Origin of the sequence: Bradyrhizobium sp. SZCCT0148, assembly GCF_018129985.1 — a bacterium.
Classification (GTDB): domain Bacteria; phylum Pseudomonadota; class Alphaproteobacteria; order Rhizobiales; family Xanthobacteraceae; genus Bradyrhizobium; species Bradyrhizobium japonicum_H.
Genome location: NZ_JAFCKT010000004.1, coordinates 143,818 through 169,474 on the forward strand (window position 1 = coordinate 143,818; position 25,657 = coordinate 169,474).

At 64.1% G+C, this 25,657-nt stretch carries 24 protein-coding genes; 3 read left to right on the plus strand and 21 right to left on the minus strand.

Features of this window, described 5'->3' with window-relative positions:
• Positions 1–28 precede the first annotated feature (28 nt).
• From JQ580_RS15455 to JQ580_RS15475, 5 genes are all read right to left on the minus strand, one after another.
• On the minus strand, positions 29–1,702 hold the full coding sequence (locus tag JQ580_RS15455) for a carbon-nitrogen hydrolase family protein (RefSeq protein WP_212280928.1): 1,674 nt from the start codon (positions 1,700–1,702) through the stop codon (positions 29–31).
• A gap of 31 nt (positions 1,703–1,733) precedes the next feature.
• Complete coding sequence (locus JQ580_RS15460) at positions 1,734–2,570, minus strand: ABC transporter ATP-binding protein (RefSeq protein WP_212280929.1); 837 nt, start codon at positions 2,568–2,570, stop codon at positions 1,734–1,736.
• A 12-nt stretch (positions 2,571–2,582) separates the two neighbouring features.
• Positions 2,583–3,578 carry an ABC transporter substrate-binding protein gene (locus JQ580_RS15465; RefSeq protein ID WP_212280930.1) on the minus strand — a complete coding sequence of 332 codons (996 nt, stop codon included), beginning with the start codon at positions 3,576–3,578 and terminating at the stop codon, positions 2,583–2,585.
• Between the two features lie 29 nt (positions 3,579–3,607).
• Positions 3,608–4,399 carry an ABC transporter permease gene (locus JQ580_RS15470; RefSeq protein ID WP_249134198.1) on the minus strand — a complete coding sequence of 264 codons (792 nt, stop codon included), beginning with the start codon at positions 4,397–4,399 and terminating at the stop codon, positions 3,608–3,610.
• A gap of 292 nt (positions 4,400–4,691) precedes the next feature.
• Positions 4,692–5,603 (minus strand): LysR family transcriptional regulator, encoded by a 912-nt coding sequence (locus tag JQ580_RS15475; protein ID WP_212280931.1) that lies wholly within the window; start codon positions 5,601–5,603, stop codon positions 4,692–4,694.
• A gap of 130 nt (positions 5,604–5,733) precedes the next feature.
• Between JQ580_RS15475 and JQ580_RS15480 the strand changes: the two genes are divergently transcribed.
• Both JQ580_RS15480 and JQ580_RS15485 read left to right on the plus strand, forming a co-directional pair.
• The gene (locus JQ580_RS15480; protein ID WP_212280932.1) at positions 5,734–6,672 is read left to right on the plus strand and encodes a ring-cleaving dioxygenase; all 939 of its coding nucleotides are present in this window, start codon (positions 5,734–5,736) and stop codon (positions 6,670–6,672) included.
• Complete coding sequence (locus JQ580_RS15485; RefSeq protein ID WP_212280933.1) at positions 6,669–7,295, plus strand: alpha/beta hydrolase; 627 nt, start codon at positions 6,669–6,671, stop codon at positions 7,293–7,295. The genes JQ580_RS15480 and JQ580_RS15485 overlap by 4 nt, the downstream gene beginning before the upstream one ends.
• 41 nt (positions 7,296–7,336) lie before the next feature.
• On the opposite strand, the gene JQ580_RS15490 is transcribed toward JQ580_RS15485, so the two are convergent.
• The 14 genes from JQ580_RS15490 to JQ580_RS15555 all read right to left on the minus strand — a co-directional run bounded on the left by JQ580_RS15490 (position 7,337) and on the right by JQ580_RS15555 (position 22,354).
• Positions 7,337–8,311, minus strand: coding sequence for a magnesium transporter CorA family protein (locus tag JQ580_RS15490; protein ID WP_212280934.1), 975 nt, complete (start codon positions 8,309–8,311; stop codon positions 7,337–7,339).
• Positions 8,312–8,668: 357 nt separating this feature from the next.
• Complete coding sequence (locus JQ580_RS15495; protein ID WP_212280935.1) at positions 8,669–10,162, minus strand: ABC transporter substrate-binding protein; 1,494 nt, start codon at positions 10,160–10,162, stop codon at positions 8,669–8,671.
• 55 nt (positions 10,163–10,217) lie between these two features.
• Positions 10,218–11,222 carry an ABC transporter ATP-binding protein gene (locus tag JQ580_RS15500; RefSeq protein WP_212280936.1) on the minus strand — a complete coding sequence of 335 codons (1,005 nt, stop codon included), beginning with the start codon at positions 11,220–11,222 and terminating at the stop codon, positions 10,218–10,220.
• Positions 11,219–12,232 carry an ABC transporter ATP-binding protein gene (locus tag JQ580_RS15505; RefSeq protein ID WP_212280937.1) on the minus strand — a complete coding sequence of 338 codons (1,014 nt, stop codon included), beginning with the start codon at positions 12,230–12,232 and terminating at the stop codon, positions 11,219–11,221. Before JQ580_RS15505 ends, JQ580_RS15500 begins: the two co-directional genes overlap by 4 nt.
• Positions 12,233–12,234: 2 nt before the next feature.
• Complete coding sequence (locus tag JQ580_RS15510) at positions 12,235–13,128, minus strand: ABC transporter permease (RefSeq protein WP_212280938.1); 894 nt, start codon at positions 13,126–13,128, stop codon at positions 12,235–12,237.
• Entirely contained in the window at positions 13,125–14,075 is a 951-nt protein-coding gene (locus JQ580_RS15515; protein ID WP_212280939.1) for an ABC transporter permease, read from the minus strand. Before JQ580_RS15515 ends, JQ580_RS15510 begins: the two co-directional genes overlap by 4 nt.
• 84 nt (positions 14,076–14,159) lie before the next feature.
• Positions 14,160–15,581: an amidase gene (locus JQ580_RS15520; RefSeq protein WP_212280940.1), complete on the minus strand. Its 1,422-nt coding sequence runs from the start codon at positions 15,579–15,581 to the stop codon at positions 14,160–14,162.
• 123 nt (positions 15,582–15,704) lie between these two features.
• A complete protein-coding gene (locus tag JQ580_RS15525) occupies positions 15,705–16,640 on the minus strand; it encodes a carbohydrate kinase family protein (RefSeq protein ID WP_212281195.1) in 936 nt (311 codons plus the stop codon).
• Positions 16,641–16,778: 138 nt separating this feature from the next.
• Positions 16,779–18,695, minus strand: a complete 1,917-nt coding sequence (locus JQ580_RS15530; RefSeq protein WP_212280941.1) for a nitric oxide reductase activation protein NorD — start codon at positions 18,693–18,695, stop codon at positions 16,779–16,781.
• Between the two features lie 12 nt (positions 18,696–18,707).
• Entirely contained in the window at positions 18,708–19,517 is an 810-nt protein-coding gene (locus JQ580_RS15535; RefSeq protein ID WP_212280942.1) for a CbbQ/NirQ/NorQ/GpvN family protein, read from the minus strand.
• A gap of 62 nt (positions 19,518–19,579) precedes the next feature.
• Positions 19,580–20,926 carry a cbb3-type cytochrome c oxidase subunit I gene (locus JQ580_RS15540; protein WP_212280943.1) on the minus strand — a complete coding sequence of 449 codons (1,347 nt, stop codon included), beginning with the start codon at positions 20,924–20,926 and terminating at the stop codon, positions 19,580–19,582.
• Between the two features lie 40 nt (positions 20,927–20,966).
• Entirely contained in the window at positions 20,967–21,419 is a 453-nt protein-coding gene (locus tag JQ580_RS15545) for a c-type cytochrome (RefSeq protein ID WP_212280944.1), read from the minus strand.
• 96 nt (positions 21,420–21,515) lie between these two features.
• Positions 21,516–21,779, minus strand: a complete 264-nt coding sequence (locus JQ580_RS15550) for a cytochrome C oxidase subunit IV family protein (RefSeq protein WP_212280945.1) — start codon at positions 21,777–21,779, stop codon at positions 21,516–21,518.
• Positions 21,776–22,354, minus strand: a complete 579-nt coding sequence (locus JQ580_RS15555) for a cytochrome c oxidase subunit 3 family protein (RefSeq protein WP_212280946.1) — start codon at positions 22,352–22,354, stop codon at positions 21,776–21,778. The genes JQ580_RS15550 and JQ580_RS15555 overlap by 4 nt, the downstream gene beginning before the upstream one ends.
• Before the next feature lie 175 nt (positions 22,355–22,529).
• Between JQ580_RS15555 and JQ580_RS15560 the strand changes: the two genes are divergently transcribed.
• Positions 22,530–22,685: a hypothetical protein gene (locus JQ580_RS15560; protein WP_212280947.1), complete on the plus strand. Its 156-nt coding sequence runs from the start codon at positions 22,530–22,532 to the stop codon at positions 22,683–22,685.
• Positions 22,686–22,833: 148 nt separating this feature from the next.
• Here the strand turns inward: JQ580_RS15560 and mmsB are convergent, their stop codons facing one another.
• Both mmsB and mmsA read right to left on the minus strand, forming a co-directional pair.
• Positions 22,834–24,024 carry a multiple monosaccharide ABC transporter permease gene (mmsB, locus tag JQ580_RS15565; RefSeq protein ID WP_212280948.1) on the minus strand — a complete coding sequence of 397 codons (1,191 nt, stop codon included), beginning with the start codon at positions 24,022–24,024 and terminating at the stop codon, positions 22,834–22,836.
• A complete protein-coding gene (gene mmsA, locus JQ580_RS15570; protein ID WP_212280949.1) occupies positions 24,021–25,598 on the minus strand; it encodes a multiple monosaccharide ABC transporter ATP-binding protein in 1,578 nt (525 codons plus the stop codon). Before mmsA ends, mmsB begins: the two co-directional genes overlap by 4 nt.
• Positions 25,599–25,657: the final 59 nt, after the last annotated feature.

Consider the following 25,657-nt stretch of genomic DNA (forward strand, 5'->3'; position numbering starts at 1 on the left):
TCAGGCATTCCGGCAGACACGGCAATCGTCAGGCGGCGATGATCGGGGCGTAGGTCTCGACCAGCCGGTTGGCGAACATGTCGACCTTCGGGATCATCAGCTTCTGCCGGCAGACTGCAAGATCGATGTGCTTGGGCATGACGGCGCCGAGCTTGAAGACTCGCGGCGCAACCACATTGATGTCCCAGAGCGGAAAGCCGGTCGGCGGAATCACGAGGCTTCCGCCGGGATACGGCGAATCGACGCGGTTCGCCAGCACCACCGCCACCCGATTGTCCTCGGCCCTTGGAATCGCCAGCAATTCCCGCTCGAACGGCTCGCGCAGCGAGGCGGGCCACAGGATGATGTCCGCCGCCGCGATGCCGAGGCAACGCGAGACCTCGGGGAATACGCCGTCGTAGCCGGACATGACGCCAATCCGGCCGAACGGGGTGTCGAACACCGGATAGTCATCGCCCGCCTTCGCCCATCTGCGCTCCTCGGCCGTCAGATGAGTCTTGCGATATTTTCCGACCTCCGTCCCGTCGGGCCCGATCAAGAACGTCGTGACGTATAGGCCGGCTGCGGCCCTCTCCACCGTTGGCAGCGCGATGAGGCATTGGTAGCGGGACGCGATCGCGGCCGTCTTCGCCAGCAGCGACGCCATCTGGTCGGCAAGCGCCGCGGCCTCCGCTGCGTTCGGAATGGCCGACGGGCAGAACGCATATTCCGGCAGCGTGAGAACCTTGATGCCGAGCTTGGCAGCGTGGTCGACCATGTCGAACACGTCCTCGGCCGGGTTGTCCCTTGTCACATGCATCTGCACGGCCGCAACCTTGGCAACGGACTTCGCAGGGATAAGCGGCTGCTCCGCGATCCGGTAAACCGGCGTCCGCTCATACGGCAGCGCCATCAGGCCGTAGGTCTCAGGACGACGGTCGGCGATCTTGTCGTTCGCCGCGTAGATCGACTTGTCTTGCGCGGCGTCGAGATCGACGTCGGCAATAGCCATGCCGTGCGTATCGTACGGCACCTTCGACAGCACCCGTCCTTTTGGGTCGACGATCATGCTGCCGCCCGGATAATAGATCGACCGCTCGTAGCCGGCCTTTGTCGCAGCGACGAGCCACAGGCCATTCTCGTAGCTCCGGGCGGGGCCCCACATGTCCGCCTGGTCCATGGCGAAGAAGTTCGCCATGTCGACGATCACCTCCGCGCCCTGCATCGCCATCGCGCGGAAGATCTCGGGAATGCGACCGTCGAAGCAGATCAGCAAGCCGATCTTGCCGAGGTCGGTCTCCACCACAGGGCAGCCGCGCTCGCCGAATGCAAACCAGTTCTGATCGTGGGTGGCGAGGAACTGCTTGTGATAGTGGCAGACGGTCTCGCCGTTCCGGCCGAACATGATGCCGGTGTTGAAGACCTTCTCCTTGTCCGGATCCCATTCTGTCACGCCGCTGGCAATGTAGATGCGGTGCTTCTTGGCAAGTGCGGACAACGCCGTCACGAACGGCCCGTCCGACATCGTTTCGGCGAGCTCGCGGCAGTGGTCGGCGGAATCGAACAGATACCCGGTGTCCATGCACTCGGGGAACACCACCAGTTCGGCCCCCTGCCTCACCGCGTCCTCGACGTATTGCGTCGCCAGCGCGATGTTGTGGTCGAAATCCCCTAAGCGAGCAAGCGTCTGGACTGCGGCAGCGCGGAAACGGCGCTTCGTCATTTTGGTCTCCATCTTTCGAAAGTTGGTCGAACTAGTCTCGCTTGACCTCGCGCCAGAAGCGATCGAGGCAATGGCGTTTCAGGGCGATGAATTCCTCGCCGGTGGTGACGTCGAGGTCGCGCGGCCAGGGCAGATCCACCGGAACAATCTCCGCGACCCGCGTCGGACGACGCGTCAGCAGCACGACCTGGTCGGCGAGTTGGATGGCTTCCTCGAGATCGTGCGACACCAGCAACATCGTGGTCTTCAGCTTCATGAAGATGTGCTGGAGCCGTTCCCGCATGAATAGCGTCATCTCGTAGTCCAGCGCAGAGAATGGCTCGTCGAGGAACAGGACCTCGGGCTCGGTCACCAGCGCGCGCAGGATCGAAACCGTCTGCTGCTGGCCTCCCGACAGCGTGTAAGGATAGGAGTTGAGGTCGAAAGGAACGTCGAAATCCGCGAGCAGCTTTTCGACGCGCCGCCGTCGCTCCTTGCGATCCACCCCGATCACTTTCAGCGGATAGTGGATGTTGTCGATTGCACGCATCCAGGGAAACAATGCTTCCCTGTAGTTCTGGAAGACGTACGATATCCTGGTGTCCCGGATGGTCTGGCCGTCGTAGAGCACTTCACCCGAATCCATCGGCATCAGGCCGGAGATCATGTTGATGAAAGTGCTCTTGCCGCAACCGTTCGGGCCGAACACCGAGATGAACTTTCCCATCGGCAGGTCGATCGAGAAGTCGTGGTAGATGGTGGTGCCCTGGAATTTCTTGCTCAGTCCGCGCACGGTGAGGTAGGCCTGCCGCGGCTTCGGCGACGGAACAGGCGTCGGGCCTTCGGCGGCTGGCCGGTCTACGCTGCGGATCGCGGTCACGTTCCCCATCGCATGATCCAATCAGTTGCCAAGGTCGGATTTGGCGAGCAGCTTGTCCTTGACGTTGATCGGGCCTGCCACCACACCCTCCTTGATGAAGACGTCGACAAGCGCTTGGTACGACTTCAAGTCGGTATCGTTGAGGTCCTTGAAGCCGCGCAGATAAGGCTGGGCCAGGAGTTCGAGCTGATCTTCCTTGATCGGCGTATATTTGGTGAGGATCGGCTTGTACTTCTTGAAGTCGGCGTTCACGAGGTCCGTCGCCTCGTCGATCACGGCAACGACCTTGCGCGCAACGTCGGGTCGCTCCCTCAGGAACTTCGTGGTCATCAACGATGCTCCGGAATAGAAGGGATCGGCAATCACGTGCGCGACCGGATTGGTCATGGCGCGGGCCGCCTTGCCCGAGGCGACGGCGATCGATCCGACCGGCTCGAGCGATAGCGTCGCATCGACGGTGCCGCCGACCACGGCGGGGACCTGCATGGCGACCGCGAGGTCGACGAGCTTGACGTCGGTATCGGGATCGAGCCCCGCCGAGCGCACCATGTGGCGCGAGATGGTGCGCCACTGAATACCCGGGACGTGACCGAGCGACTTGCCCTTTAGATCGGCAAAGCTCTTGATCGGGCTGTCCGGTTTTACGATCAGGCCGTCGTTGATGCGATCGACGGCGATGCCTCCGCCCTGCAGGCCAAAGACCTTCAGCTTGCCCGGAAATTTGGCCTCCGCGATCATCGCGATGCCGGCCGCCGCGCCCGGAGGGCCGAAATCGGCGCGCTCCGCGATCAGGGCGTCGATGATCTGGTTCGGCGCTTCCATCTTGGTGGAAACGATTTCGATGCAGGCTTTTTCGAACAGCTTCTCTTCGAGAGCGACATAATAGGCCGTCGTCTGCATGATCGGCAACCAGACTGCGGTCACCTTCTCGGTCCTGTCGCAGGCCGCATGCGCCCCGGCCGTGCCAAGCAGGAACGTGGACGTCGCGAACGCCGCAAGAAATCTCTTCGTTTGCATGATGGCCTCTCGGTTTTTGGATTGGCGGACTATTTGCCTGACCAGTGAATGAACGAGCGTTCGATCATCAGGAGCATGAGGTTGAGCCCGTATCCCATCGCGCCTGCGATCAGGATGGAGCCGTACATGTCAGTGAGCGAATACGAGATCTGCGCGTCGATGATGCGATGACCGATGCCGTCGGTCGCGCCGATGAACATCTCGGCGACGATGATCACCACCAGCGCAAGCGACACTGCGGTACGCAGGCCGACGAAGGTCTGCGGCAGGGTCTCGTAGAAAATGACGTCCTTGAAGATGCGCAGCGACGAGGCGCCCATCGAGCGGGCTGCGAGGATGCGGGTCTGACGGGCATTCATTACGCCGTAAGCGACGTTGAAGACGATCACGAGCCAGGCGGCGAAGGCGGCGACGGCGATCTTGGCGAAATCGCCGAGACCGAACAGCAGCAGGAAGAGCGGAAACAGTGCGGTCGCCGGCGTGGAGCGAAAGAAGTCGACCAGGAATTCGACTGAGCGATAGATTGCGGCCCTGGCGCCGAGCACGATCCCAACCGGAACGCCGGCGATCACTGCGATCAAGGTCGAATAGCCGACGCGCGCGATGGTGTGGACGAAATCGCCGGTCATCTTGCCGGCTGCGATGCTGGCCGCGGTATCGCGGAGCGTGTCGACCGGCGAGGGCAGCAAATCCTTATTGACCAGCTGTCCTTTGAAAGCGATCCACCACAACGCGAACAGCAGCAGCGGCCCTATCGCGAGTTCGATGGCGCGCTTGACCTTTGGATTCGAGATCGCCTCGGTGATCAGTTGCATCGGCATCCTCGTGGCTCCGCGGCTTGCTTCGAACCTTCCGCCGCAAGCAGGAGAAGTGTTGGCCTCACCGACGCCAAAGGAAATGGCGAGATGTGCAATCGATGGTGCAGGAATGCATATTGAAATCAATCTTTTGAATGATTGATTTGCAGGCTTGCAGTGCCCATTGCATGGGCACAACGCCCCTTTTCGCCCTCGCCAGCGGCAGTGGGATATTCGAATGGCGAGCGCCTGCCGCGGCCGAGCCGATGCCTTTGCAGCACGGACCGTCACTCATGTGATTGCATTGATTGGATTCTCAGCGCGCCCTGGCGCCCGCTTCCTCGTCCCGCCCGAACCGCTCCACCAGAAAATCAATGAACAGCCGCACCTTCACCGACAGATGTCGAGTCGGCGGATAGACTGCATAGAGCGCAAGCGGCGGCGCTGAATAATCATCCAGCACCGTGCGTAGCTCGCCCTTCCTCAAGGCATCGGCGGCGATGAATTCCGGCAGCAGCGCCAGCCCCCTGCCCTTGATCGCGACGTCGCGCAGCACCTCGGCGTTGTTGACGCAGAGCGACCAGGCCGGCTGGATCCAGTGATCGCCGTCGCTGCCTGAGAGCTTCCACTGGTTGCCTGTCAGCAGGAAACCGTAGGTCAACGAATTATGCTCGCGCAGATCCTGCGGGTGCTTTGGCGTGCCGTGACGCGCGAGATAATCGGGGGACGCACAGATCATGCGCGGCACCGGCATGATCTTTCGCGCGATCAAGCTCGACGATTCCAATTCCGCGATCCGCAAGGTCACGTCGAAGCCGTCCTGCACCGGATCGAGCAGGTCGTCGCTGAGCACGATCTGGAGCTGAAGCTCGCCGTGACGCGCCATGAAATCGGCGAGCACCGGACCCAGCCGCATCGTGCCGAACGACATCGGTGCGTTGACCCGAAGCAGCCCGCGCGGCGCCGACTGGGCCTGTGTCACTGCCTGATCGGCCGCCTCGACCTCCGAGAGGATGACGAGCGCGCGTTCGAAATAGCGCTGGCCGCTCTCGGTCGGGCTCGCATGCCGCGTGGTCCGGTTCAGCAACTGGACGCCGAGACTTTCCTCGAGGTCGGCGATGTACTTGCTGATCGCCGAGCGCGACAGCCGCAGCTGCCGGCCGGCTTCGGCAAAGCTGCCGCTTTCGACCACCTTCACGAAGGCCCGAAGGCTGCCGAGCTTATCCACGGGCTGCTTCCGCCGATTGTTTCCAAATCGTAGACATAGACGTCATATTTGCATGGATTGTCTCCAATCCAAAGCGGAACGATATTTCCGGCCAGAGAGCAAGCAGCTCCCCGAACTTTGGAGGACGACAATGTCTGGACTGCACCATGTGACCGCGATCGCCGGCGACCCCATCCGCAATTTCGGCTTCTACACCCGGGATCTCGGCCTCCGCTTCGTCAAGAAGACGGTCAATTTCGACGATCCCGGCACCTATCACTTCTATTACGGCGACGAGACCGGCCGTCCCGGCACCATCCTGACCTTCTTTCCCTGGGCCGGCGTTCCCTCGGGGCGCCGTGGCGTCGGCGAGACCCATCAGACCGCGTTCCGCGTGCCGCAGCGCTCGCTCGGCTACTGGACCCAGCGGTTCACCGAAAAGGGCATTGCCTATGAGGCGCTCGAGAAGCGCTTTGGCGAGTCCGTGCTGCCGTTCACCGACCCTGATGGCATGGCGCTCGCGCTGGTCGGCGTGCCGGGTGCCGAGAACGAGCCAGGCTGGAGCAATGGCGAAGTGCCGGCCGAGCATGCGATCCGCGGCTTCCACGGCGTAACCTTGCTGCTTGACAGTGCGGCGAAGACGGCCGCTGTCCTCACCGACGTGTTCGGCTTCAAGGAGACTGGCCGCGAAGGCTCGGTGATCCGCTTCAAGGTATCAGGCGATGCCGAGGGCAGCGTCGTCGACATCTACGAGGCCAAGGGCTTCTTGCGCGGCCATCAGGGCGGCGGCTCCGTGCACCATATCGCCTTCCGCGCGGCGAACGATGCCGAGCAAGGCAGGATGGCACAACAGCTCGTGAGCAATCACGGCCTGCATCCGACCGAGCAGAGGGACCGCAACTACTTCCGCTCGATCTACTTCCGCGAGCCCGGCGGCGTGCTGTTCGAGATCGCGACCGACATCCCCGGCTTCGCCGTCGATGAACCGGTTGCGACGCTGGGCCGCGACCTGAAGCTGCCGAGTTTCCTCGAAGCGCAGCGCAAGCAGATCGAGGGCGTGTTGCCGAGCCTGGAAGAGGGCGTGTCATGACCGAGAGTGCTTTCATCCATCGCTTCGAGCCCGCGACCAGCGCGGGCTCCCCTCCGCTGCTGCTGTTGCACGGCACCGGCGGCGACGAGAACGACCTGCTCGGGCTCGGCAAGATGATCTCGCCTGGCTCCGCCCTGCTCTCGCCGCGCGGCCGCGTGCTCGAGCACGGCATGCCGCGCTTCTTCCGCCGTCTCGCCGAAGGCGTCTTCGACGAGGCAGATGTGCGTCGCCGCGCAAACGAACTCGGTGACTTCGTCAACGACGCGCGGCAACGCTACGGCCTCGCCTCGCCTGTCGCGGTCGGCTTCTCCAACGGCGCCAACATCGCAGCCGCGCTGTTGCTGCTGCAGCCGAACGTGCTCGGCGGTGCGATCCTGCTGCGCGCGATGGTGCCGCTGTCGGATCCGCCCGCGGCCGATCTTGCAGGCAAGCCGATCCTTCTACTGTCCGGGCAGACCGATCCGATCGTACCGCCCGGCAATTCGGCCAAGCTTGCGGCTCTGCTGTCGCAGGCAGGCGCGAGCGTGACCCACAGGGTCCTGCCGGCGGGCCATCAATTGTCGCAAGCCGACGTGACGCTCGCCCGCGACTGGATCGGCAAGGTCGACGCCAAGGCAGCATGAACCACGAGCGGCGCATCGTTACGATCGATGCGCCGCTCTTTTCACTCGAACCAGCCGCGCCGCTTGAACCAGATCAGCGGCAGAACGCCGCTTGCGATGATCGCGAGGCATGCCAGCGGATAGCCGAAAGTCCAGTCCAGCTCAGGCATGTGCTTGAAATTCATGCCCCAGATGCCGACCAGGATGGTTGGGGGCACACCGACCACGGACACGATCGTCAAGATCTTGAACAGCTCGTTCTGCTGGATGTTGATGAAGCCGAGCACCGCGTCGAGCAGAAGCTGGATCTTATCGGACAGCCGCGTCTCGTAATCGCCGAGCGAAGCCACGTCTTTCGACACGGCCTCCAGGCGCTTCTTTGACGCGGCCGTGATCCATTCGCTTCCCACGTCGCCGGCAAACGACGCGATGCGACCGACCCCGAGTAGAACATCGCGCGCCTTGGCGAGACGGTCGGCAAGCCCGCCGATGTTTTCCAGCGCCTCTCGCATCCTGCGGCTGGAGCGAACCGGCCGCTTGCTGTGAACCAGGCCCCCTTTGAAAACGCTCCGCGAGAGCTCGTCGAGCTTGGCGCCGAGATGCTCCAGGACATCGGCGCCACGATCGACCATGGCTTCAAGCAAACTGGTGAACACGCACATGCCGTTTTCGAGGCTGTCGTCGGAGCCGATGCGCTTGCCGATGTCGTCGAAAATCGGCAACTCGGCGAAGCGGACCGTGACCAGCACGCGCGGGCCGATGACAAAACCCACCGGCGTGAGTTCGGCCTCGCCTCCCTCGTCGAGCCGGACCGCAGGCGAGCTGAGATAGAGCGACCCGCGCTCGACAACCAACCGGCTGGATGCTTCGATCTCGCTCAGCGAATCCTCGGATCGAATGCGTATCTTGAGCAGCCGTTCGACGAATTGCCTCTCCTCATCGGTCGCATTCAGCAGATCGGCCCAAATGATCTCCGAGGGCATTTCCGTGCTGATGCTCCGCCAGTCGTTGGACGGCCATCTGTGCAGTTTGAGCAAGAACCGAACTCCGTGTGCCCCTGGCGGCGGATCGCGCCGCATGCGGCACTCCTGCGTCAAGCTAACGCATGAGGATTTCGATCGTTCAATGTCCGGAAACCGACCGAGAGCTGGGCTCGAAGGAAACGACGCGACGTTCTTGTGATGCTGCCATCATGCCGATGTTTTGCCCGACGCATCAAGGCCTCAGCTGTGGCGCATGATGCCGAGCGACCCCGCAAGCCATTGAAATAGCTGGCGCCTTCTACTGTGCATGGGGTTGTTTTCGCGTATTTAGCTCGGCGTCGTCAAACCAATGGCCCCTTCCCGATGGAAGAGGCCATTGTCGATGCGAACCTTCGTTCTGTTCGAGCGCCCCTATTCCCAGGACCAGGCCGAGAAATCGTTCTCGAACTGCGGGACTTCTTTCCAGACGCCCTTCAGCTTCTTGTTGGTGACGGTCGGCCATTGCGGCTGGAACAGGTAGGCAGAGACGGCGTCGGTCGCCAGCATGCGCTGGGCGTCGCCGAGCAGCTTGGTGCGAGAGGCTTCGTCCGGCGTCGACACGATCTGCTTGTAGAGCGCGTTGAAGGATTCGTTGTTGTATCCGATATAGTAGTCCGGCTCGGTGAGCTTGACGAGGTCGAACGGCTCGACATGGCTGACGATGGTCAGGTCGAAATTATGCGGACCGTTGGGCGCGAACACCTGCGACAGCCACTGCGCCCATTCGACGTTCTCGATCTTGGCGACGATGCCGACCTTGGCGAGCTGCGCCGCGACGATCTCGCCGCCCTGCCGCGCGTAAGGCGGCGGCGGCAGTTTCAGCGACAGCTCGAGCGGCGCGGTGACGCCGGCTTCAGCGAGCAGCTTCTTGGCCTTCTCGGGGTCGTAGGGATTGACGCCGGTGGTGTCGACATAGCCGAGCGATCCCGGCGTGTAGAAGCTGCCGATCGGCGTACCGAAGCCCTCGACGGCGCCGTCGATCAACGCCTTGCGGTCGATCGCGGCGAGGATGGCGCGGCGAACGCGGACGTCGTCGAGCGGCTTCTTGCGATGGTTGATCCCGACGATGGTCTTGGCCCGGGAGCCGCCGATCAGCACCGTGAAGCGCGGATCGGACTTGAACTGGGCAACGACACGGGTCGCGATGCGCGGGAATGCGTCGACGTCGTTCGAGAGCAGCGCCGCGGCCTGGGCGGCCGGATCGGAGATGAAGCGGATCGTCACCTTCGAGAGCTTGATCGCGGAGGCGTTGCGATAATCGGCCCATTTGGTCAGCGTGATCGAGGAGCCCTTGGCCCAGGCGCCAAGCTGATAGGGCCCGGTCCCGACCGGCTGCGTGACGTTGGTCGCCGCGCTCTTCGGCTCGACGATCGAGCCGCTCGCCTGTCCGAGCAGGAACGGCAGGTTGGGCTCGGAATATTTGACCGTGATGACGACGGTGTCGGCATCGGGCGTCTCGACCTTCTCGAAAGCCTGGAACAGGCTCTTGTCCTTGTTGGTGCTGGTCGCGGCCGCGTTACGTTCGAACGAGAACTTCACTGCCGCGGAGTCGAACGGCTCGCCATTCTGGAATTTGACGCCCTTGCGCAGCTTGAAGGTGTAGGTCTTCAGGTCGGGCGATGCGGTCCAGCTCTCCGCCAGCAGCGGCGAGGTAGAACCGTCCTCGTTGATCTTGGTCAGCGTCTCGTAGATGTTGTAGAGCGTAACCTCGGCGATGGCAGCGGCGGCGGCATTGGTGGGGTCGAGCCCCGGCGGCTCCAGCGTCATTCCCATGACGACGCTGTCTTTCTTGCTCTGCGCCAGCACGGGCAAAGGCGCGGCCACCAGCGCGGCGGCAAAGGCGACGATCGATAGTTTCCTCAGCATGCGTAACTCCCCGGCTGTTCTATTCTTAAGCTCAACGCCAATCCGGCTCCGGACACTAACCTTCCACGGCTGCCTGCGGCAACGCCATCACGGTCTCGGCCCTGTGGCAGGCGGCAAGGTGCCCCTCGCCCACCCTGCGTAGCTCAGGCAGAACCTCGCGGCAATGCTGGTCGGCGAGCGGGCAGCGCGCCACATAGGGGCAGCCGGCAGCGGCCACGGATTGCGAGGCAATCGCCTGCCCCCCGCGCCGCCGCCGGCCGCCGCCGGCGCGCGCCCGCGGCACCGCCTCCAGCAGCGCCCGCGTGTAGGGATGGGCGCAATGCTCGAACAGGTCTTCGGGGCGTCCCTGCTCAACAATCCGGCCGAGATACATCACCGCGACCTCGTCGCAGAGATAATCGACGACGGCGAGGTCGTGGCTGATCAGGACATAGCTGAGGCCGAACTGCTCCTGCAGATCCTGCATCAGGTTCAGCACCTGCGCCTGCACCGAGACGTCGAGCGCCGAGACCGGCTCGTCGGCGACGATCAGCTTCGGCTGGGTGATCAGCGCGCGCGCAATGGCGATGCGCTGGCGCTGGCCGCCGGAGAATTCGTGCGGATATTTGTCCATGTCGGCATCGCGCAAGCCGACCTGGCGCAGCACCGCGGCGACACGTTCACGGAACGTGGCGCGATCGGCCCCCTCCAGCACCGTCAACGGTTCCGCGACGATGCGCGCGATGGTCTGCCGCGGATCGAGCGAGCCGTAGGGGTCCTGGAACACCATCTGGAAGTCACGGCGGGCACGACGCAGCTCGTCGGCGGAGATGCGATTGAGATCGCGGCCGAGCAGCGCGACCTGCCCCGACGTCGGCCGCTCCAGCGCCATCACCAGCCGCGCGAAGGTCGACTTGCCCGACCCGGATTCGCCGACGACGCCGAGGCTCTTGCCCGCGGCGAGCTGCACGCTGACGCCATTGAGCGCACGCACCTGTCCCGGCGGCCGAAACAGGCTCTCGCGCGGCAGACCGTAGCGTTGCTCGAGATCCCTCACGTCGAGAAGCGGCACGGACGTCATGCGGTCAGCGCTCCCTCGCGTTCCGACATCGAGACATCGGTCCTGATGCAGCGAACGAAGTGCCCGGGCCCGACGTCGATCATCGGCGGAAGCGCGGCGCGGCACCGGTCGATCACGAGCGGACAACGGTCGGAGAAGGCGCAGCCGGACGGCAGATCGGCAAGCTCCGGCACGGTACCCGCGATCGTCTTCAGCCGCGTGCCCTTGCGCGCGCCGAGCTTCGGCCGGGCGCGGAACAGCCCCTGCGTATAGGGATGGCCCATGCGGCGGAACACCTCATCGGTCGGTCCGCTCTCGACGACGGTGCCGCCATACATCACCATCATGCGCTGCACGTTCTCGGCGATGACGCCGAGATCGTGCGAGATCAGGATCATCGACATGCCGCGCTCCTCGACGAGATCGGCGATGAGGTCGAGGATCTGGCCCTGGATGGTGACGTCGAGCGCGGTGGTCGGCTCGTCCGCGATCAGCAGATCCGGCTCGCAGGCGAGCGCCATCGCGATGGTGATGCGCTGACGCTGGCCGCCGGAAAACTGGTGGGGATAGGCATCGATACGCCTGACAGCATCGGGCAGCCCGACGCGGTCGAGCAACGCGATCGCCTCCCTGCGTGCCTGCGCGGCCGAATGATTTCTGTGGCGCCGCAGCGGCTCGGCAACCTGATGACCGATCGTATGCATCGGGTTGAGCGCGGTCATCGGCTCCTGAAAGATCATGCTGATGCGGTTGCCGCGCAGCTTGCAATAGTCCGCGTCCGCAAGCCCGACGAGCTCGTGACCGTCGAGCTTGGTGCTGCCGGACATCACTGCGCTATCGGGCAGCAGCCCCATCAGGGACAACGCAGTGACTGACTTGCCGCAGCCGGACTCGCCGACCAGCCCCAGCGTTTCGCCGCGCTTCAGGGTAAAGCTGACACCGCGCACGGCCTGCGCGTGTCCGCGGCTGGTGTTGAGACCGACGCCGAGGCGATCGACCTCGAGCAGCGGCACGGCCTCTCGCTCGCCCATACTCATCGCTCCCGCGCCAGTCGGGGATCGAACAGATCGCGCAATCCGTCACCGAGAAGATTGAGGCCGAGTACCGCAATCGCGATCGCGGCGCCCGGATAGACCGCGAGCATCGGCGATTGGAACAGCAGCGTCTGCGCATCGTTCAGCATCCGCCCCCAGGACGGCTGCGGCGGCTGCGTGCCGAGGCCGAGATAGGACAGCGCGGCTTCGGCGAGAATGGCGAGCGCGAACTGGATGGTGACCTGCACGATCAGGATCGACAGGATATTCGGCAGCACGTGCTCGATGGTGATGCGGAAGGCGCCCTTCCCCGCGGCACGCGCGGCCAGCACGAATTCGCGCGCCCAGATCGCGTTGGCCGAGCCGCGCGTCAGCCGGGTCAGCGTTGGAATCTGGAAGATGCCGATCGCGACGATCGAGGTGACCATGCCGGGCCCGAACACCGCGGCCAGCATGATCGCGGAGAGCACGGCCGGAAAGGCGAAGGTGAAGTCGGAGAAGCGCATGATGAGCTCCTCCGTCCAGCCGCGCCGGGCCGAGGCGATCAGGCCCAGCGTCACACCGAAGCTGAGACCGATGCCGACGGCGATGACACCGACCAAGATAGTGGAACGGGAACCGGCGAGCAGCAGTGAAACGATGTCGCGGCCGAACGAATCGGTGCCGAGCCAATGCGCCGCCGAGGGCGGCCGCAGCTTGGAGGCGATGTCGATCTCGTAGGGCGACCACGGCGTCCACACCAGCGAAAGCAGCGCCGAGGCTAGCACCAGGAGGCTCAGCGAACCACCGAGCACGAAACTGCGATGGCGCAGCGCGCGGGACCAGAAGGTCCTCGCCGGCAATCGGCGCGTCGCCATCGGCGCGTCAATCGGAGTGGTCAGCGGCGCGCTCACAGGTCGTGGACCTTGATGCGGGGATCGATGAAGGCATAGAGCACGTCGACCACGAAATTGACGATGACGACCATGGTCGCCAGCAGCATCACGCAATTGCGCACCACGATCAGGTCGCGGTTGGCGATAGACTGGAAGATCAGGCGACCTAGACCCGGCAGGTAGAACACGTTCTCGATCACGATGGTGCCGGCGAGCAAATTGGCGAATTGCAGCCCCATTACCGTCATGACCGGGATCATGGCGTTGCGGAGCACGTGGCTCCACAGCACCTCCCGCTTGCCGAGCCCCTTCGCGCGCGCCGTTCGAACAAAATCCTCGCGCAGCACTTCCAGCACCGCCGAGCGTGTGACACGCGCAAGGATCGCGGCCTGCACCACCGCGAGCGAGATCGCCGGCAGCAACAGCGACTTGACGCCGAGCCAGATGCCGTCCTCCCAGCCGGAAAATCCGCCCGCCGAGAGCCATTGCAGCCGCACTGCGAACAACAGCACCAAGAGGATCGCGAACCAGAAATTCGGCAGCGCGATGCCGACCTGAGTCAGCGACATCACGCCGACATCGCCGAGCCTGTTGTGGTTTGCGGCGGTATAGATGCCGGCCGTGAGCGCCAGCGTCACAGTGATCGTCATCGCCATGATCGCGAGCGGAACGGTCAGCACCAGCCGCTCCGCGATCAGGCTGGCGACCGGCGTGCCGTAGACATAGGAGTTGCCGAGATCGCCGACGAGGAGCCCCTTGATCCATTGCAGATAGCGAACCGCCAGCGGCTGATCCAGCCCGAGCTTGACCGTGAGCGCGCGCACCGCATCCGCCGAGGCATCGGCACCCATCAGCATCTGCGCCGCGTTGCCGGGCAGCGCATCGAGCACGAGGAAGATGATTAGCGAAGCGCCGACCAGCGTCGCCAGCAAGGTCACCACTCGTCGAAGGACAAAGACGCTCATGCGCGCTCGGGCTCGAAGCTCACTTTGGGCACGATCAACACGTCCGGAAGCCGGAAGCAAGCCCCTTGCTGCGTGGGCGGGGCGTCATTCCGGCCAGCGGGACAGGAGATCGCTAGCGGCTTCGAACAGTGAGCTGACGCGCAGCAATTCGGCATCGGCACGGAAGCGGCCGACGAGCTGAAGCCCGATCGGCAGGCCGTCGGGGCCGAAGCCAGAAAGCAGGCTGATTGCGGGATGGCCGGTCATGTTGAACGGCATGGTCCAGGGGAACCAGTGCGGCCGGACGCTGTCGAAATCCGCTCCGTCGATTTCGATGGTTCCGAACAGATCCTGCTCGATCGGCAGCGCAGTGCGGGTGAGCGTCGGCATCGCCAGCAAGTGTCCGTGCGCAAGCAGCGATTGCACGCGGCGGAACAGCGCGGTGCGCGCGAACATCGCCTCCTGGTAGCCGACGCCGCTGACCTCGGTCGCGAGCGCGAGTTGCTTGAGGAAGGCCTCGCTCAGCTCGTCGCCGTGCTCGGCCGCGAGTTTTGCAAAGCGCGTACGCCAGACCGTGTGGTTGATGGCGCGCCAGATCGGCTCGATGTCGAAACCGTCGCCGGAGAATTCCTCGAGCTCGGCGCCGAGCCCCGCCAGCCGGTCGAGGCTCGCCTTGAAGCTGGCTGCGACCTCGGCGGACGCCGGACGGCCGGGCGGCGTCAGGCAATAGAGGATCCGTTGCCCCCGCAGATCGCCGCGGAGGGCGGCCGTGCCAATGAAATCCGGCACGGGAACGCCGATCGACCAGGGGTCGCAGGCGTCCTCCCCGGACATCGCCTGCATCATCAGCGCGGTGTCGGCGACAGTGCGGGTCATCGGCGTGACATAGGTCTGGTTGCCGAACACATCCAGCGCCTGGCTGTGCGGGATCACGCCGTTGCTCTGCTTCAAACCCACCACGCCATTGCAGGCAGCGGGAATTCGCGTCGAGCCGCCGCCGTCCGTCGCGACCGCGATCGGCGCGATGCCGCTGGCCACCGCCACCGCCGCGCCGCCGCTGGAGCCGCCGGACGAACGTCCGGCGTCCCAGGCATTGCGGGTGCGGCCGAACAATGGCGAATCCGTCAAACACTTGCTGCCGAATTCCGGCGTCGTGGTCTTGCCGATCAGGATCGCGCCTTGCGCGCGCAGCCGCGCCACCGCGACGGCGTCCTCGCTCGGCACATTGTCCCTGTAGGGAACCGCGCCGAAGGTTGTCTTCACGCCCCTGGTGTTGACGATGTCCTTCACGGTGACGGGGATGCCGTGAAGCAGGCCGAGCGGCTCGCCGGCCATCACCCTGCGTTCGGCTTCGCGCGCGTCCGCCATCGCCTCGTCACCGCAGATCGTTATGAAGCAGTTCAGCTTCGGTTGGAGCGCTTCGGCGCGCGCAAGCACGGCGCTGACGATTTCGACCGGCGAGACTTTCTTGCTGGCAATGCGTTCGCGCAGCTCAGTGGCGGATAGGAAGCAGAGGTCGTTGCTCATGAGGACCGGCTCGCGTGAAGTCGCGCGGACCTTGCCAGTGCGAACCTGCCCTGTCCATTTCTGTGGACGCATGGAGGCAGTCCGCCGGGACATCCCGGAAACGACGTGAGCCGACCGTCCGGCCTACCAATCCGCCGCGACTTCGTGGCGCCAAGGCGGATCGGCACCGGGACGGGTGCAGGTCAGCCCCGCGCAGTTGGCGGCAAAGGACAGCGCCCGGCGGAGCTCGTCTGCGCCGTTGCTCCCCAGTTTCGCGCGGGCGAGGCGTTCCTGCTTGTACAGGGCAAAGAGCAGCGCCGCCTGAAAACTGTCGCCTGCGCCGATCGTATCGGCGACTTCGACCTTGGGCGCGGCGACCTCGATGCGCCCTGTCCCCGCGTGCCATGCGAGGGCGCCATCGCTGCCGCGGGTAATGACAACGAGGCTGGTGCCCTGCCTGAGCAGCGCATTCGCCCGCTGCTCGTAAGGCTCATCGCCGAAGAGATAGGCAAAGTCGACGTCGGACATCTTGATGAGATCCGCGCGGCCAGCGAACTCGGCCATGCGCGCCAGATAGGCCGGCTTGTCCTTGACCAGATTGGGGCGGCAGTTCGGGTCGAAGGAGATCGTCGATGACGCCCGCGCGTCCGCGACAAGGGCGCTGGTCTCCGCCGCGCCCCGGTCGTCGACGAGCGTGGTCGAGCCGACATGGACGACTTCGACCGCATCGAAGGGAATGGTCCCGCGCCGGTAAGTCCAATTCCGCGCCGCGGTCTCGGCATCGTAGAAAGCATAATGCGACTCGCCCCCGATGATCCGAACGAAGGCGAGTGTGGTCTGCTGATCGCTGCGCGTGGCGAGACCCAGCTCGACCTGCGAAGCCGCAGCATGTTCTGCAATCATACGTCCGAACAGGTCGTTCGCGATTCCGCCGACGAAGCCGGCCGGCGCGCCCAACCGCGCCATTCCGATCGCGACGTTGAGGCAGGAACCGCCGACGGCAGGCATCAGGGCCTCGCGTCCCTCAGCGTCCCGTGTCGGCACGATATCGATCAGGGCGTCGCCGCAGGCTACCAGCATCAGCCTGAACCTCTTGCGATTGTCACGCATCGTCGCGCGGCTACCGCGATCGAGCTCGCCTTTCTGATCCATCCGGCCATTCGATCATATGCCCAGTTCCTGAGCAACAGTTCACACCGGGCTCCATTGCTTCAAGCCTCAATGCGCCACCTGCCGATAGATTGCCGGCAGTGCCGCCGGCAATCGCTTGATGTTGCCAACGATGGCGTACCCACCGCGTCCGAACAACGTCGGAAAGTAGGATTGGGCCGTCGCGTCGATCGTCGCGCCGAAGACCGCCATGCCGAGCCGGCGCGCTTCCTGCACAGATTTCCTGGTGTCTTCGAGCGCAAAGCGCCCTTCATAGTGATCGACGTCATTCGGCTTCCCATCGGTGAGAACGAGCAGCAGCTTCTTGCGTTGCGGTTGTCGGGCGAGCTCGGCCGAGGCATGGCGCACCGCCGCGCCGATTCGTGTGTAATAGCCGGGCTTGAGCGCTCCGATGCGGCGCTCCACCGCCCCGCTCATCGGCTCGCCGAACGCCTTTACAGTCTCGAGCCTTACCCAGGAGCGCCGGCGCGAAGTGAAGGTCAGGATGCTGTGATGATCTCCGCAAGCCGACAGCCCGTGGGCGAGGACCAGCAGCGCTTCCTTCTCGACATCGAGCACGCGATAGCCGTCGACCCAGGCGTCCGTGGAGAGCGAGACGTCGACCAGAAGCGTGACGGCGAGATCGTGCCCCTGCGGCCGCATCGCCATGTGGACGCGATCGAGACCGCCGCTGCTGCCGGCGCGCAGATCGCATCTCGCCCGAACCAGCGCATCGAGATCGAGGTCATCTCCATCGGCCTGGGCGCGCAACAATTCGCGACGCGGCCGCAAGGCCTCGAAGCGACGGCGGACCTGTCGAACGTGCCGGCGCATGGTCTCATCGGGCGTCCAGCTCTCGCCTCGTTCTGGGGCCGCGCCGGCGAGCACGCGGCAGTGATCCGGCAGATAGGAGCCGCTGCGGTAGTTCCATTCGGGATACGTCAGTCCGATATTCAATCGCGAGGCGTCGAGGGCCTCCGGTGGCAGGTCGAGATCGAATTTGAACCAGCTCGCCGGCTTGCCGCTGCGGCGGCTGAGCGTGATCTCCTCGAGATCGTCGGCTGCCTTCTGCGCATCCTCGTTCTCGCTGTCATCGGCGGGGCGGTCGACATTGACCATCTCGGCCATCGCGAGGATCTTCTCGAAGCGGTTGAGCACGAAAGGGTCGCGGCGATTGGCGCCGTCCTCGCGCTCGCGGACGGCGAGGCGCTTGCGATTATCATCGGCCGCCGCTTCTGCGCCCGGTGCGCACTCATCCTCGCCGGCATGTGCGGGCGAAAGCTCGCGCGTCCAGCAGTCCCCCCAGAGCGGGCACGGCAGGATCGAATGATAACCCGGCGGCGCCTTGTCGGGCAGCGGGCCCGCCCCCATCATCGCCTGCCACAGCTTGCCTGCAGGAGGCTTGCCGGCTCCGAGCAGGGCCAGCACGATCTGCTCGACCTCCTGCTCGATTCGCGGCATGGAACGACGGGGCCTTGCCTCGGCGGTTGCTGCGGCAAGCTGCGCGTAATCGGCGACAAGGCCGGGAAGCTGCAAGAGTACCCAGACCGTAGTCTCGCTCGCACGGCGCAACACCAGAAGGTCCCGCCGCAACGGATCAGTTTCCGCGAAGGCCTCGATTGGCGCGGCCGCGAACCACGCCGCAAGCCAGCGATAAAGCGTTGCATTCAAGACGCGGTCGGGAAAGATCGCAATGCGATCGGGGAGGAAGATCGTTGCAGCGTCGCGCCCCGGCTGTTCGAGGCGCTCGTCGCCAAGGCCGATGCGCTGCCACCAGCCGAGACGATGGCCTGCCCGGCGTGCGCCTGCGCTTGCGAGCTGCACGCCTGTCTCACCGCCGAGTGCGCGGAACATCACCGCGAGCCGGCCCTTTACTTCGGTCAGTGCAACGGCGTGGTCGTCGTGAACCGGATAGCTCGCGGTGCCGCCGACCATCCTGTGCCAGGCACGACCGACCGTCTCTTCCAGTTCGAGGAAGTCGCGCATGAGCGGGGCGCCTCATCCGATGACGGCGCGGGCGACGTCCAGCAGCGCCGCCTTCACGTCGCAATCGTCAGTCAGCGGCTCGATCATGCCCGCCAGCACGGCATCGGCGACCGGCGTGCCCGCGGCAATCAGGGTCGCACAATAGACGAGGAGCCGGGTCGAGACACCCTCCTCCAGATCGTGGCCCCTGAGCGCGCGCAGCCGGCCCGCCAGGCCCACCAGCGGCCGCACCCGTTCCGGCGACAGCCCGCTTTCGGCGGCCACCACGGCGATCTCCTGCTCGGCCGGTAGGAAGCCGAATTCGATGGCTACAAAGCGCTGCCGCGTCGATGGCTTCAGCGCCTTCAACAGCGTCTGGTAGCCTGGATTGTAGGAGACCACGAGCATGAAGCTGCCCGGCGCCACCAGTTCCTCGCCGGTTCGCTCGAGCGGCAGGATACGGCGATCGTCGGTCAGAGGATGCAGCACCACGGTGACGTCCTTGCGGGCCTCCACGACCTCGTCGAGATAGCAGATGCCGCCTTCGCGCACCGCGCGCGTCAGCGGACCATCGGTCCACACGGTGTCGCCGCCCCTGAGCAGATAGCGCCCGGTGAGATCGGCGGCGGTGAGATCGTCGTGACAGGAAACCGTGTGAAGCGGCAGGCCCAGCCGCTCCGCCATATGCGCAACGAAGCGCGTCTTGCCGCAGCCGGTCGGCCCCTTCAGCAGAACCGGCAGACGACGTCGCCAGGCATGTTCGAAAAGCGCGCATTCGTTTCCGGACGGAACATAGGCCGGCAACTCGGGCGCCGCGATCACCGTGTGAAGGGCCGCTTTCATGAGATCTCTCCGGATTTTCCAGGAAGCAGGCGGCCGCGGTAAACCGCAGCCGCCCTTTTCGTTCACTCAGCCGGCTGCAGCGCGGCGGAAACGGTCGCCTGCTTCTCGCGGCCCGGCACCAGCACGGCCCAGACGAACATCAGCGCGGAGATCGCGACGAATACACCGGAGCCGAGTCGGACCCAGTAGAACATCGCGAGCTGGTCCTGCACGTCCATGTACCCCTGACCGAGCACGCGCTGGAGATGGACCTGGACCACGCCGGCGAAGGTCAGCGCGAAAGTCATGGTCATCATTGCCGTGCACATGATCCAGAAGCTCGTCATGCTGAGCCACTGGTTGTAGGGCGCACGTCCCTTGAGTTGCGGGATTGCATAGGCCATCACCGACAGGTTCAACATCACGTAGGCGCCGAAGAAGGCGAGATGGCCGTGCGCCGCGGTGACCTGCGTGCCGTGGGTGTAGTAGTTCACAGAGGACAGCGTGTGCAGGAAGCCCCAGACGCCGGCGCCGAGAAACGCCATCACCGAGCAGCCGACCGACCACAACAGCGCAGCGCGGTTCGGATGCTTGCGGCCGGCCTTCCATGTCATCTGCACCGTGAAGATCACCATGGTGAAGAACGGCGCAACCTCGAGCGTGGAAAACAATGAACCGATCCACTGCCAGTAACCGGGCGCGCCGATCCAGTAGAAATGATGGCCGGTCCCGAGAATGCCCGAGAACAAGGCAAGGCCGATGATGACGTAGAGCCACTTTTCCACGACCTCACGATCGATGCCGTTGAGCTTGATCATGAGATAAGCGAGGACGGAGGCCATGATCAGCTCCCAAACGCCTTCGACCCAGAGATGGACGACGTACCACCAGTACATCTTGTCGACGGCAAGGTTCGCCGGGTTGTAGAAGGCGAACAGGAAGAAGATCGCGACGCCCCACAGGCCGAACAACAGGATGTTGGTGACCGTGGTCTTGCGGCCCTTCAGGGCCGTCATCGTGACGTTGAACAGGAACATCAGGCAGACGACGACAATGCCGACCTTGATGATGAAGGGTTGTTCGAGGAACTCGCGGCCCTCGTGATAGTGGAAGAGATAGCCGACCACGGCGACGCCTGCTACGCCGAAGAACATCCAGAACTGGATCTTCGCCAACAGCGGGCTGTACAGCTCGGTCTCGGTCTCTTCCGGCAGTAGGTAATAGGTCGCCCCCATGAAGCCGATCAGCGACCACACGATCAGCGCGTTGGTGTGGATCATCCTGACGATGTTGAACGGCAGGAGGGTCGACAGGGTATTGGGCAGGACGTAGATGGTTCCGGCGAGGAGGCCGAACAGGACCTGGGCCAGGAACAAGGTCAGCGCGCCGTAGAAATACAGCATCGCGACTTTCTGGGTTTGATATTTCATCTCGGGTTCTCTTTGTCTTGAGAAGAATAAAGCAGCACGCTCAACCAGCCTTGTTCGGCGGCCAGCTCTGACGCTTGATCGTGCTGACCCATTGCAGGAAATCGGCGAGATCGTTGAGCTCCTGGTCGGTCAGGTTGAACTGCGGCATCTGCCGCCGGCCTTCCGCGCCCGAGGGCTGCGATTGCATCCAGGCCTTCAGCGTTTCGCGTGCAGCGGCCGGATCCTCCTTGCCGCCCCAGCGATCCCAGACGTTGCCGACCTCGGGCGCGAAATAGGCGCCCTCGCCCAGCAGCGTGTGGCAGTTGATGCAGGAGTTCTTCTCCCAGACGTGCTTGCCGCGGGCGACCGACGACGTCAGCGTCGTTGCGTCCGTGGACGTCGTGGCCATGTAGTAATGGCTGTGCGCCGTCAGCCCTATGAAAATGGCGAAGAAGAAGGCCGAGCCGCCGTAGAAGACGTTCCGAGCGGCGGACTTGGTCAGGCGTTCAGCCATTGCCGATCCTTTCCGGTTTTGATTCCTGCGAAATCGCGATGTGCGATCTATTGCCGCTCGGCACGGTCCGTTCTTTGTCAGGGCGCAATGAGCACGTCAGATCAGCGCAACGATGGCCGACGCGAGCCAGGCGAATAGCACCACGGTGACGACCCAGGCGCTGACGAGGCCGCGCCAAAGTGCCGGCGCCGAGCGAAGATCGAGGAAGTCGAGCACGATGCGGCGGCCCTTGATGGCGGCAAACGTCAGCAGCAAGGCGTTGGCGAGCAAAGGGCGCGGCACCAGCGGCGGGACCAGAAGCATCGCAAGCGCAAGGCCGATCAAGATGATCCAGGCGATGTCGAGACGATCCTGAATCATGCGTGCACCAGATAAATGATCGGAAACATCACGACCCAGAGAAGGTCGACCATGTGCCAGAACGCGGTGCCGGTCTCGACGCTTGCCGCCCGGCCGCCTGGCGAAACGACGGCCAGGATCACGATGCCGAGGCCGACATGCAGGAGATGGAATCCGGTGAGGAGGAAGTACAACGTGAAGAACGGGCTGGTCTCGAGGCCGTTGCCCGACGCGATCTCGCCGGCATATTCGTACAGCTTGACCGCGATGAAGACGCCGCCAAGGGCCATGGCGCCGAACAGCCAGCTGCGTGCACGTGCCCTTTCGCCCGCCCGTGCAGAGGCTGTCGCGCGTGCGGCGGCCCAGCCGCTGGTCACGAGCACGATGGTGTTGATTCCGGCCAAGTGAGGATCAAGCGTGGCCTGCCCGGCGGCGAAGACCGCCGGTTGAAGCGCGCGTGCGACGACGAAGGCACCGAGGAACAGGCCGAACGCGGCGAGTTCGCTGAAGATCAGCACCCAGATCATGGGATCGCCGGGAAGATCTTCCAGAATACCCCAGCCGGTCTCTTGTTGCTCGCAATCCGTCGCGGACATCTGATTTCCTGATCAAGACGCCGTACAGATAATCCCCCCGGTGCACTCCCGACGTTGTCGCCGGACAAATGGTGCAACCAGACTGCAGCGAATTTGTGCTGTCGCAACGTTCTGCCCGGCCCACCTTCATAGGATGGCTGCAATCCGGCGGCTCCACGAAACGGCGAGCGATGCGATGGGCGATGCACAAATCGGTCTGATGACCGCGACACCGATCATCATCGTCTTCGCCATCGTGCTTCGACGACTGGGGGTGCTGTCGACCGTGGCAACCGTATCGGCCGTGAGCCTCTCCGTCGCGATCGCGACAGTGCTGTTTACGACGCAATAAGTTTAGGGAATGACGTCTCGTGCCCGGACGCAACGTAGCGCGCCGCTCTTGCGTAGTGCGTTATCGAGCCGGGCCCATGGTTGCAAGCGGCTCCCGGCCTTGCATCGCAACATAATAGATCGCGGTGCGTCAGGGTCACGAGTGGATACTACCGCCGCTGATTGTATACGTCGATGCAAACCGCCCCGAGCAGCACCAGGCCCTTGATGACCTGCTGGTAGTCGATGCCGATGCCGAGGATGGACATGCCGTTATTCATCACGCCCATGATCATGGCGCCCACCACGGCGCCGCCGACGCGCCCGACCCCGCCATAGGCCGAGGCACCGCCGATGAAGCAGGCGGCGATGACGTCGAGCTCGAAGCCGAGGCCGGCCTTCGGGGTCGCCGTGTTGAGGCGCGCCGCGAACACGAGGCCGGCAAGCGCTGCGAGCACACCCATGTTGACGAAGGTGAAGAAAGTCAGCCGCTCGGTCTTGATGCCCGACAGTTTTGCCGCCTTCGCATTGCCGCCGACAGCATAGACCTGCCGGCCGATCACGGTGCGACGGGTGACGAAGCCATAGAGTGCGATCAACGCGGTCATGATCACAAGCACGTTCGGCAGGCCGCGATGCGAGGCGATCAGATAGGTGAAATAGAGGACCGCACAGGCGAGCAGAACGCTCTTCCCAAGAAAGAACGCATACGGCTCGACCTCGATGCCGTGCAACTGCTCGCGCGAGCGACCCTTGGCGCCGGCATAGACCAGGCCGAGCGCGAGCACGGCGCCAATCAGCATGGATGTCGGATGCAGCGTGCCGGCCTCGGGCAGCAGCTCCGGAATGAAGCCGGACGACAGCTTCTGGAAGGTCGCCGGGAACGGGCCCAGTGACTGACCCTGCAGCACCGCCAGCGCGAGGCCCTTGAACACCAGCATGCCCGCCAGCGTCACGATGAAAGACGGGATCTTGAAATAGGCGACCCAATAGCCCTGCGCCGCACCGATCGCCGCTCCCAGCACCAGGCAGGCGATGAAGGCGAGCGTGTAGTCGACCTTGTACGTCACCATCAGCACGGCGGCCACGGCACCGACGAAGCCGGCGACCGAGCCGACCGACAGGTCGATGTGGCCGGTGACGATCACCAGCAGCATGCCGAGCGCCATGATGACGATGTAGCTGTTCTGGAGCACGAGGTTGGTCAGGTTCAGTGGCTGCAGCAGCGTGCCGCCGGTCATGACCTGGAAGAACAGCATGATCGCGACCAGCGACATCAGCATGCCGTAGTTGCGCAAATTGTTCTTGATGAAGCTGCCGTGCCGGCGCTCCTCGGGCAGCGATACCGTCTTGTCGGTCATGGCTGCATTCCTCCCATTTCCGCGGCCGCGGGCGCGGCGTTCCCGATGTTTCTTTCGTTGCGCATGATGGCGCGCATGATCTTTTCCTGCGTCGCGTCCGCGCCCTTGAACTCGCCGACAAAGGCGCCGTCGTTCATGACGCAGATGCGGTCACATATGCCGAGCAGCTCCGGCATCTCCGAGGAGATCACCACGACGCCTCGACCGGCCTCCGCCAGCTCGTTGATGATACAGTAAATCTCATATTTGGCACCGACGTCGATGCCCCGCGTCGGCTCGTCCAGGATCAGGACCTTGGGGTCGGTCATCAGCCATTTCGACAGCACCACCTTCTGCTGGTTGCCGCCGGAGAGCTGGCCGGTCTCCTGGTAGACGTCGGAGCAGCGGATACGCATGCGCGTGCGATAGTCGCTGGCGATCTTCAGTTCCGCGATGTCGTCGATCACGCGTTTCGGTGCGACCTGATCGAGGCTGGCCAGAGTGATGTTCTTGCGGACGTCGTCGGCCAGGATCAGGCCGAGCTGCTTGCGATCCTCAGTGACATAGGCAAGGCCCGCGTCGATCGCCGCCGCGACGCTCGGCAGCACCATGTCTCTGCCCTCGAGCCGGATACTGCCGCTGATATTGGTGCCCCAGGAGCGGCCGAACAGGCTCATGGCGAATTCGGTGCGGCCGGCGCCCATCAGCCCGGCAATGCCGACGACCTCGCCGCGCCTGACGCCGAAATTGACGTTCTTGATCACCTGCCGTTCGGGATGGATGGGGTGATAGACCGACCAGTTCGCGACTTCGAGCACGGGCTCGCCGATCTTCACGCTGCGCTCCGGGAAACGGTGAGCCATGTCGCGATTGACCATGCTGCGGATGATGCGGTCTTCCTGGATCGGCTCGGCGCGGCAATCGATGCTGTCGACGGTGCGGCCGTCGCGCAGCACGGTGATGTGGTCGGCCACCTTGGCCACCTCGTTGAGCTTGTGCGAGATCAGGATCGAACCGATGCCCTGCTCGCGGAACACCATCAGGCGTTCGAGCAGCGCGGCGCTGTCGGCCTCGTTGAGGCTCGCGGTCGGCTCGTCCAGGATCAGCATCCGCACCCGCTTAGACAGCGCCTTGGCGATTTCGACCAGCTGCTGCTTGCCGACACCGAGATCGGTGATCAGGGTGTCCGGGGATTCCTTCAGACCGACCTGCGCCAGCAGCTCACGCGTGCGCCGGTAAACCTCGTCGCGGTCGATCACTCCGAACTTTGAGGGCGGATGCGACAGGAAGATGTTCTCGGCGATCGACATCAGCGGGATCAGCGCCAGCTCCTGATGGATGATGATGATGCCGAGCGCCTCGGAATCGTTGATATCGCGGAAGCGCCGCTCCTCACCGTCGAAGACGATGGTGCCTTCGTAGCTGCCATGCGGATAGACCCCGCTGAGCACCTTCATCAGCGTCGACTTGCCGGCGCCGTTCTCGCCCACGAGCGCGTGGATCTGCCCGGCGTGAACCGAAAAATTGACGTCGCGCAGCGCCTGGACGCCGGCAAAGCTTTTGCTGACGTTGCGCATCTCTAGCATGGCGGTCATCGTGTCAGACTCCAGGTCTCTTCGACGTCGTCACGGCCGGGCCTGTCCCGGCCATCCAC

Bases quoted from the DNA above. Each gene is read 5' to 3' on its own strand.
- JQ580_RS15455 (WP_212280928.1), bottom strand. From the start codon at position 1,702: ATGACGAAGCGCCGTTTCCGCGCTGCCGCAGTCCAGACGCTTGCTCGC.
- JQ580_RS15460 (WP_212280929.1), bottom strand. From the start codon at position 2,570: ATGGGGAACGTGACCGCGATCCGCAGCGTAGACCGGCCAGCCGCCGAA.
- JQ580_RS15465 (WP_212280930.1), bottom strand. From the start codon at position 3,578: ATGCAAACGAAGAGATTTCTTGCGGCGTTCGCGACGTCCACGTTCCTG.
- JQ580_RS15470 (WP_249134198.1), bottom strand. From the start codon at position 4,399: ATGCCGATGCAACTGATCACCGAGGCGATCTCGAATCCAAAGGTCAAG.
- JQ580_RS15480 (WP_212280932.1), top strand. From the start codon at position 5,734: ATGTCTGGACTGCACCATGTGACCGCGATCGCCGGCGACCCCATCCGC.
- JQ580_RS15485 (WP_212280933.1), top strand. From the start codon at position 6,669: ATGACCGAGAGTGCTTTCATCCATCGCTTCGAGCCCGCGACCAGCGCG.
- JQ580_RS15495 (WP_212280935.1), bottom strand. From the start codon at position 10,162: ATGCTGAGGAAACTATCGATCGTCGCCTTTGCCGCCGCGCTGGTGGCC.
- JQ580_RS15500 (WP_212280936.1), bottom strand. From the start codon at position 11,222: ATGACGTCCGTGCCGCTTCTCGACGTGAGGGATCTCGAGCAACGCTAC.
- JQ580_RS15505 (WP_212280937.1), bottom strand. From the start codon at position 12,232: ATGGGCGAGCGAGAGGCCGTGCCGCTGCTCGAGGTCGATCGCCTCGGC.
- JQ580_RS15515 (WP_212280939.1), bottom strand. From the start codon at position 14,075: ATGAGCGTCTTTGTCCTTCGACGAGTGGTGACCTTGCTGGCGACGCTG.
- JQ580_RS15520 (WP_212280940.1), bottom strand. From the start codon at position 15,581: ATGAGCAACGACCTCTGCTTCCTATCCGCCACTGAGCTGCGCGAACGC.
- JQ580_RS15525 (WP_212281195.1), bottom strand. From the start codon at position 16,640: ATGCTGGTAGCCTGCGGCGACGCCCTGATCGATATCGTGCCGACACGG.
- JQ580_RS15530 (WP_212280941.1), bottom strand. From the start codon at position 18,695: ATGCGCGACTTCCTCGAACTGGAAGAGACGGTCGGTCGTGCCTGGCAC.
- JQ580_RS15535 (WP_212280942.1), bottom strand. From the start codon at position 19,517: ATGAAAGCGGCCCTTCACACGGTGATCGCGGCGCCCGAGTTGCCGGCC.
- JQ580_RS15540 (WP_212280943.1), bottom strand. From the start codon at position 20,926: ATGAAATATCAAACCCAGAAAGTCGCGATGCTGTATTTCTACGGCGCG.
- JQ580_RS15545 (WP_212280944.1), bottom strand. From the start codon at position 21,419: ATGGCTGAACGCCTGACCAAGTCCGCCGCTCGGAACGTCTTCTACGGC.
- JQ580_RS15550 (WP_212280945.1), bottom strand. From the start codon at position 21,779: ATGATTCAGGATCGTCTCGACATCGCCTGGATCATCTTGATCGGCCTT.
- JQ580_RS15555 (WP_212280946.1), bottom strand. From the start codon at position 22,354: ATGTCCGCGACGGATTGCGAGCAACAAGAGACCGGCTGGGGTATTCTG.
- JQ580_RS15560 (WP_212280947.1), top strand. From the start codon at position 22,530: ATGGGCGATGCACAAATCGGTCTGATGACCGCGACACCGATCATCATC.
- mmsB (WP_212280948.1), bottom strand. From the start codon at position 24,024: ATGACCGACAAGACGGTATCGCTGCCCGAGGAGCGCCGGCACGGCAGC.
- mmsA (WP_212280949.1), bottom strand. From the start codon at position 25,598: ATGACCGCCATGCTAGAGATGCGCAACGTCAGCAAAAGCTTTGCCGGC.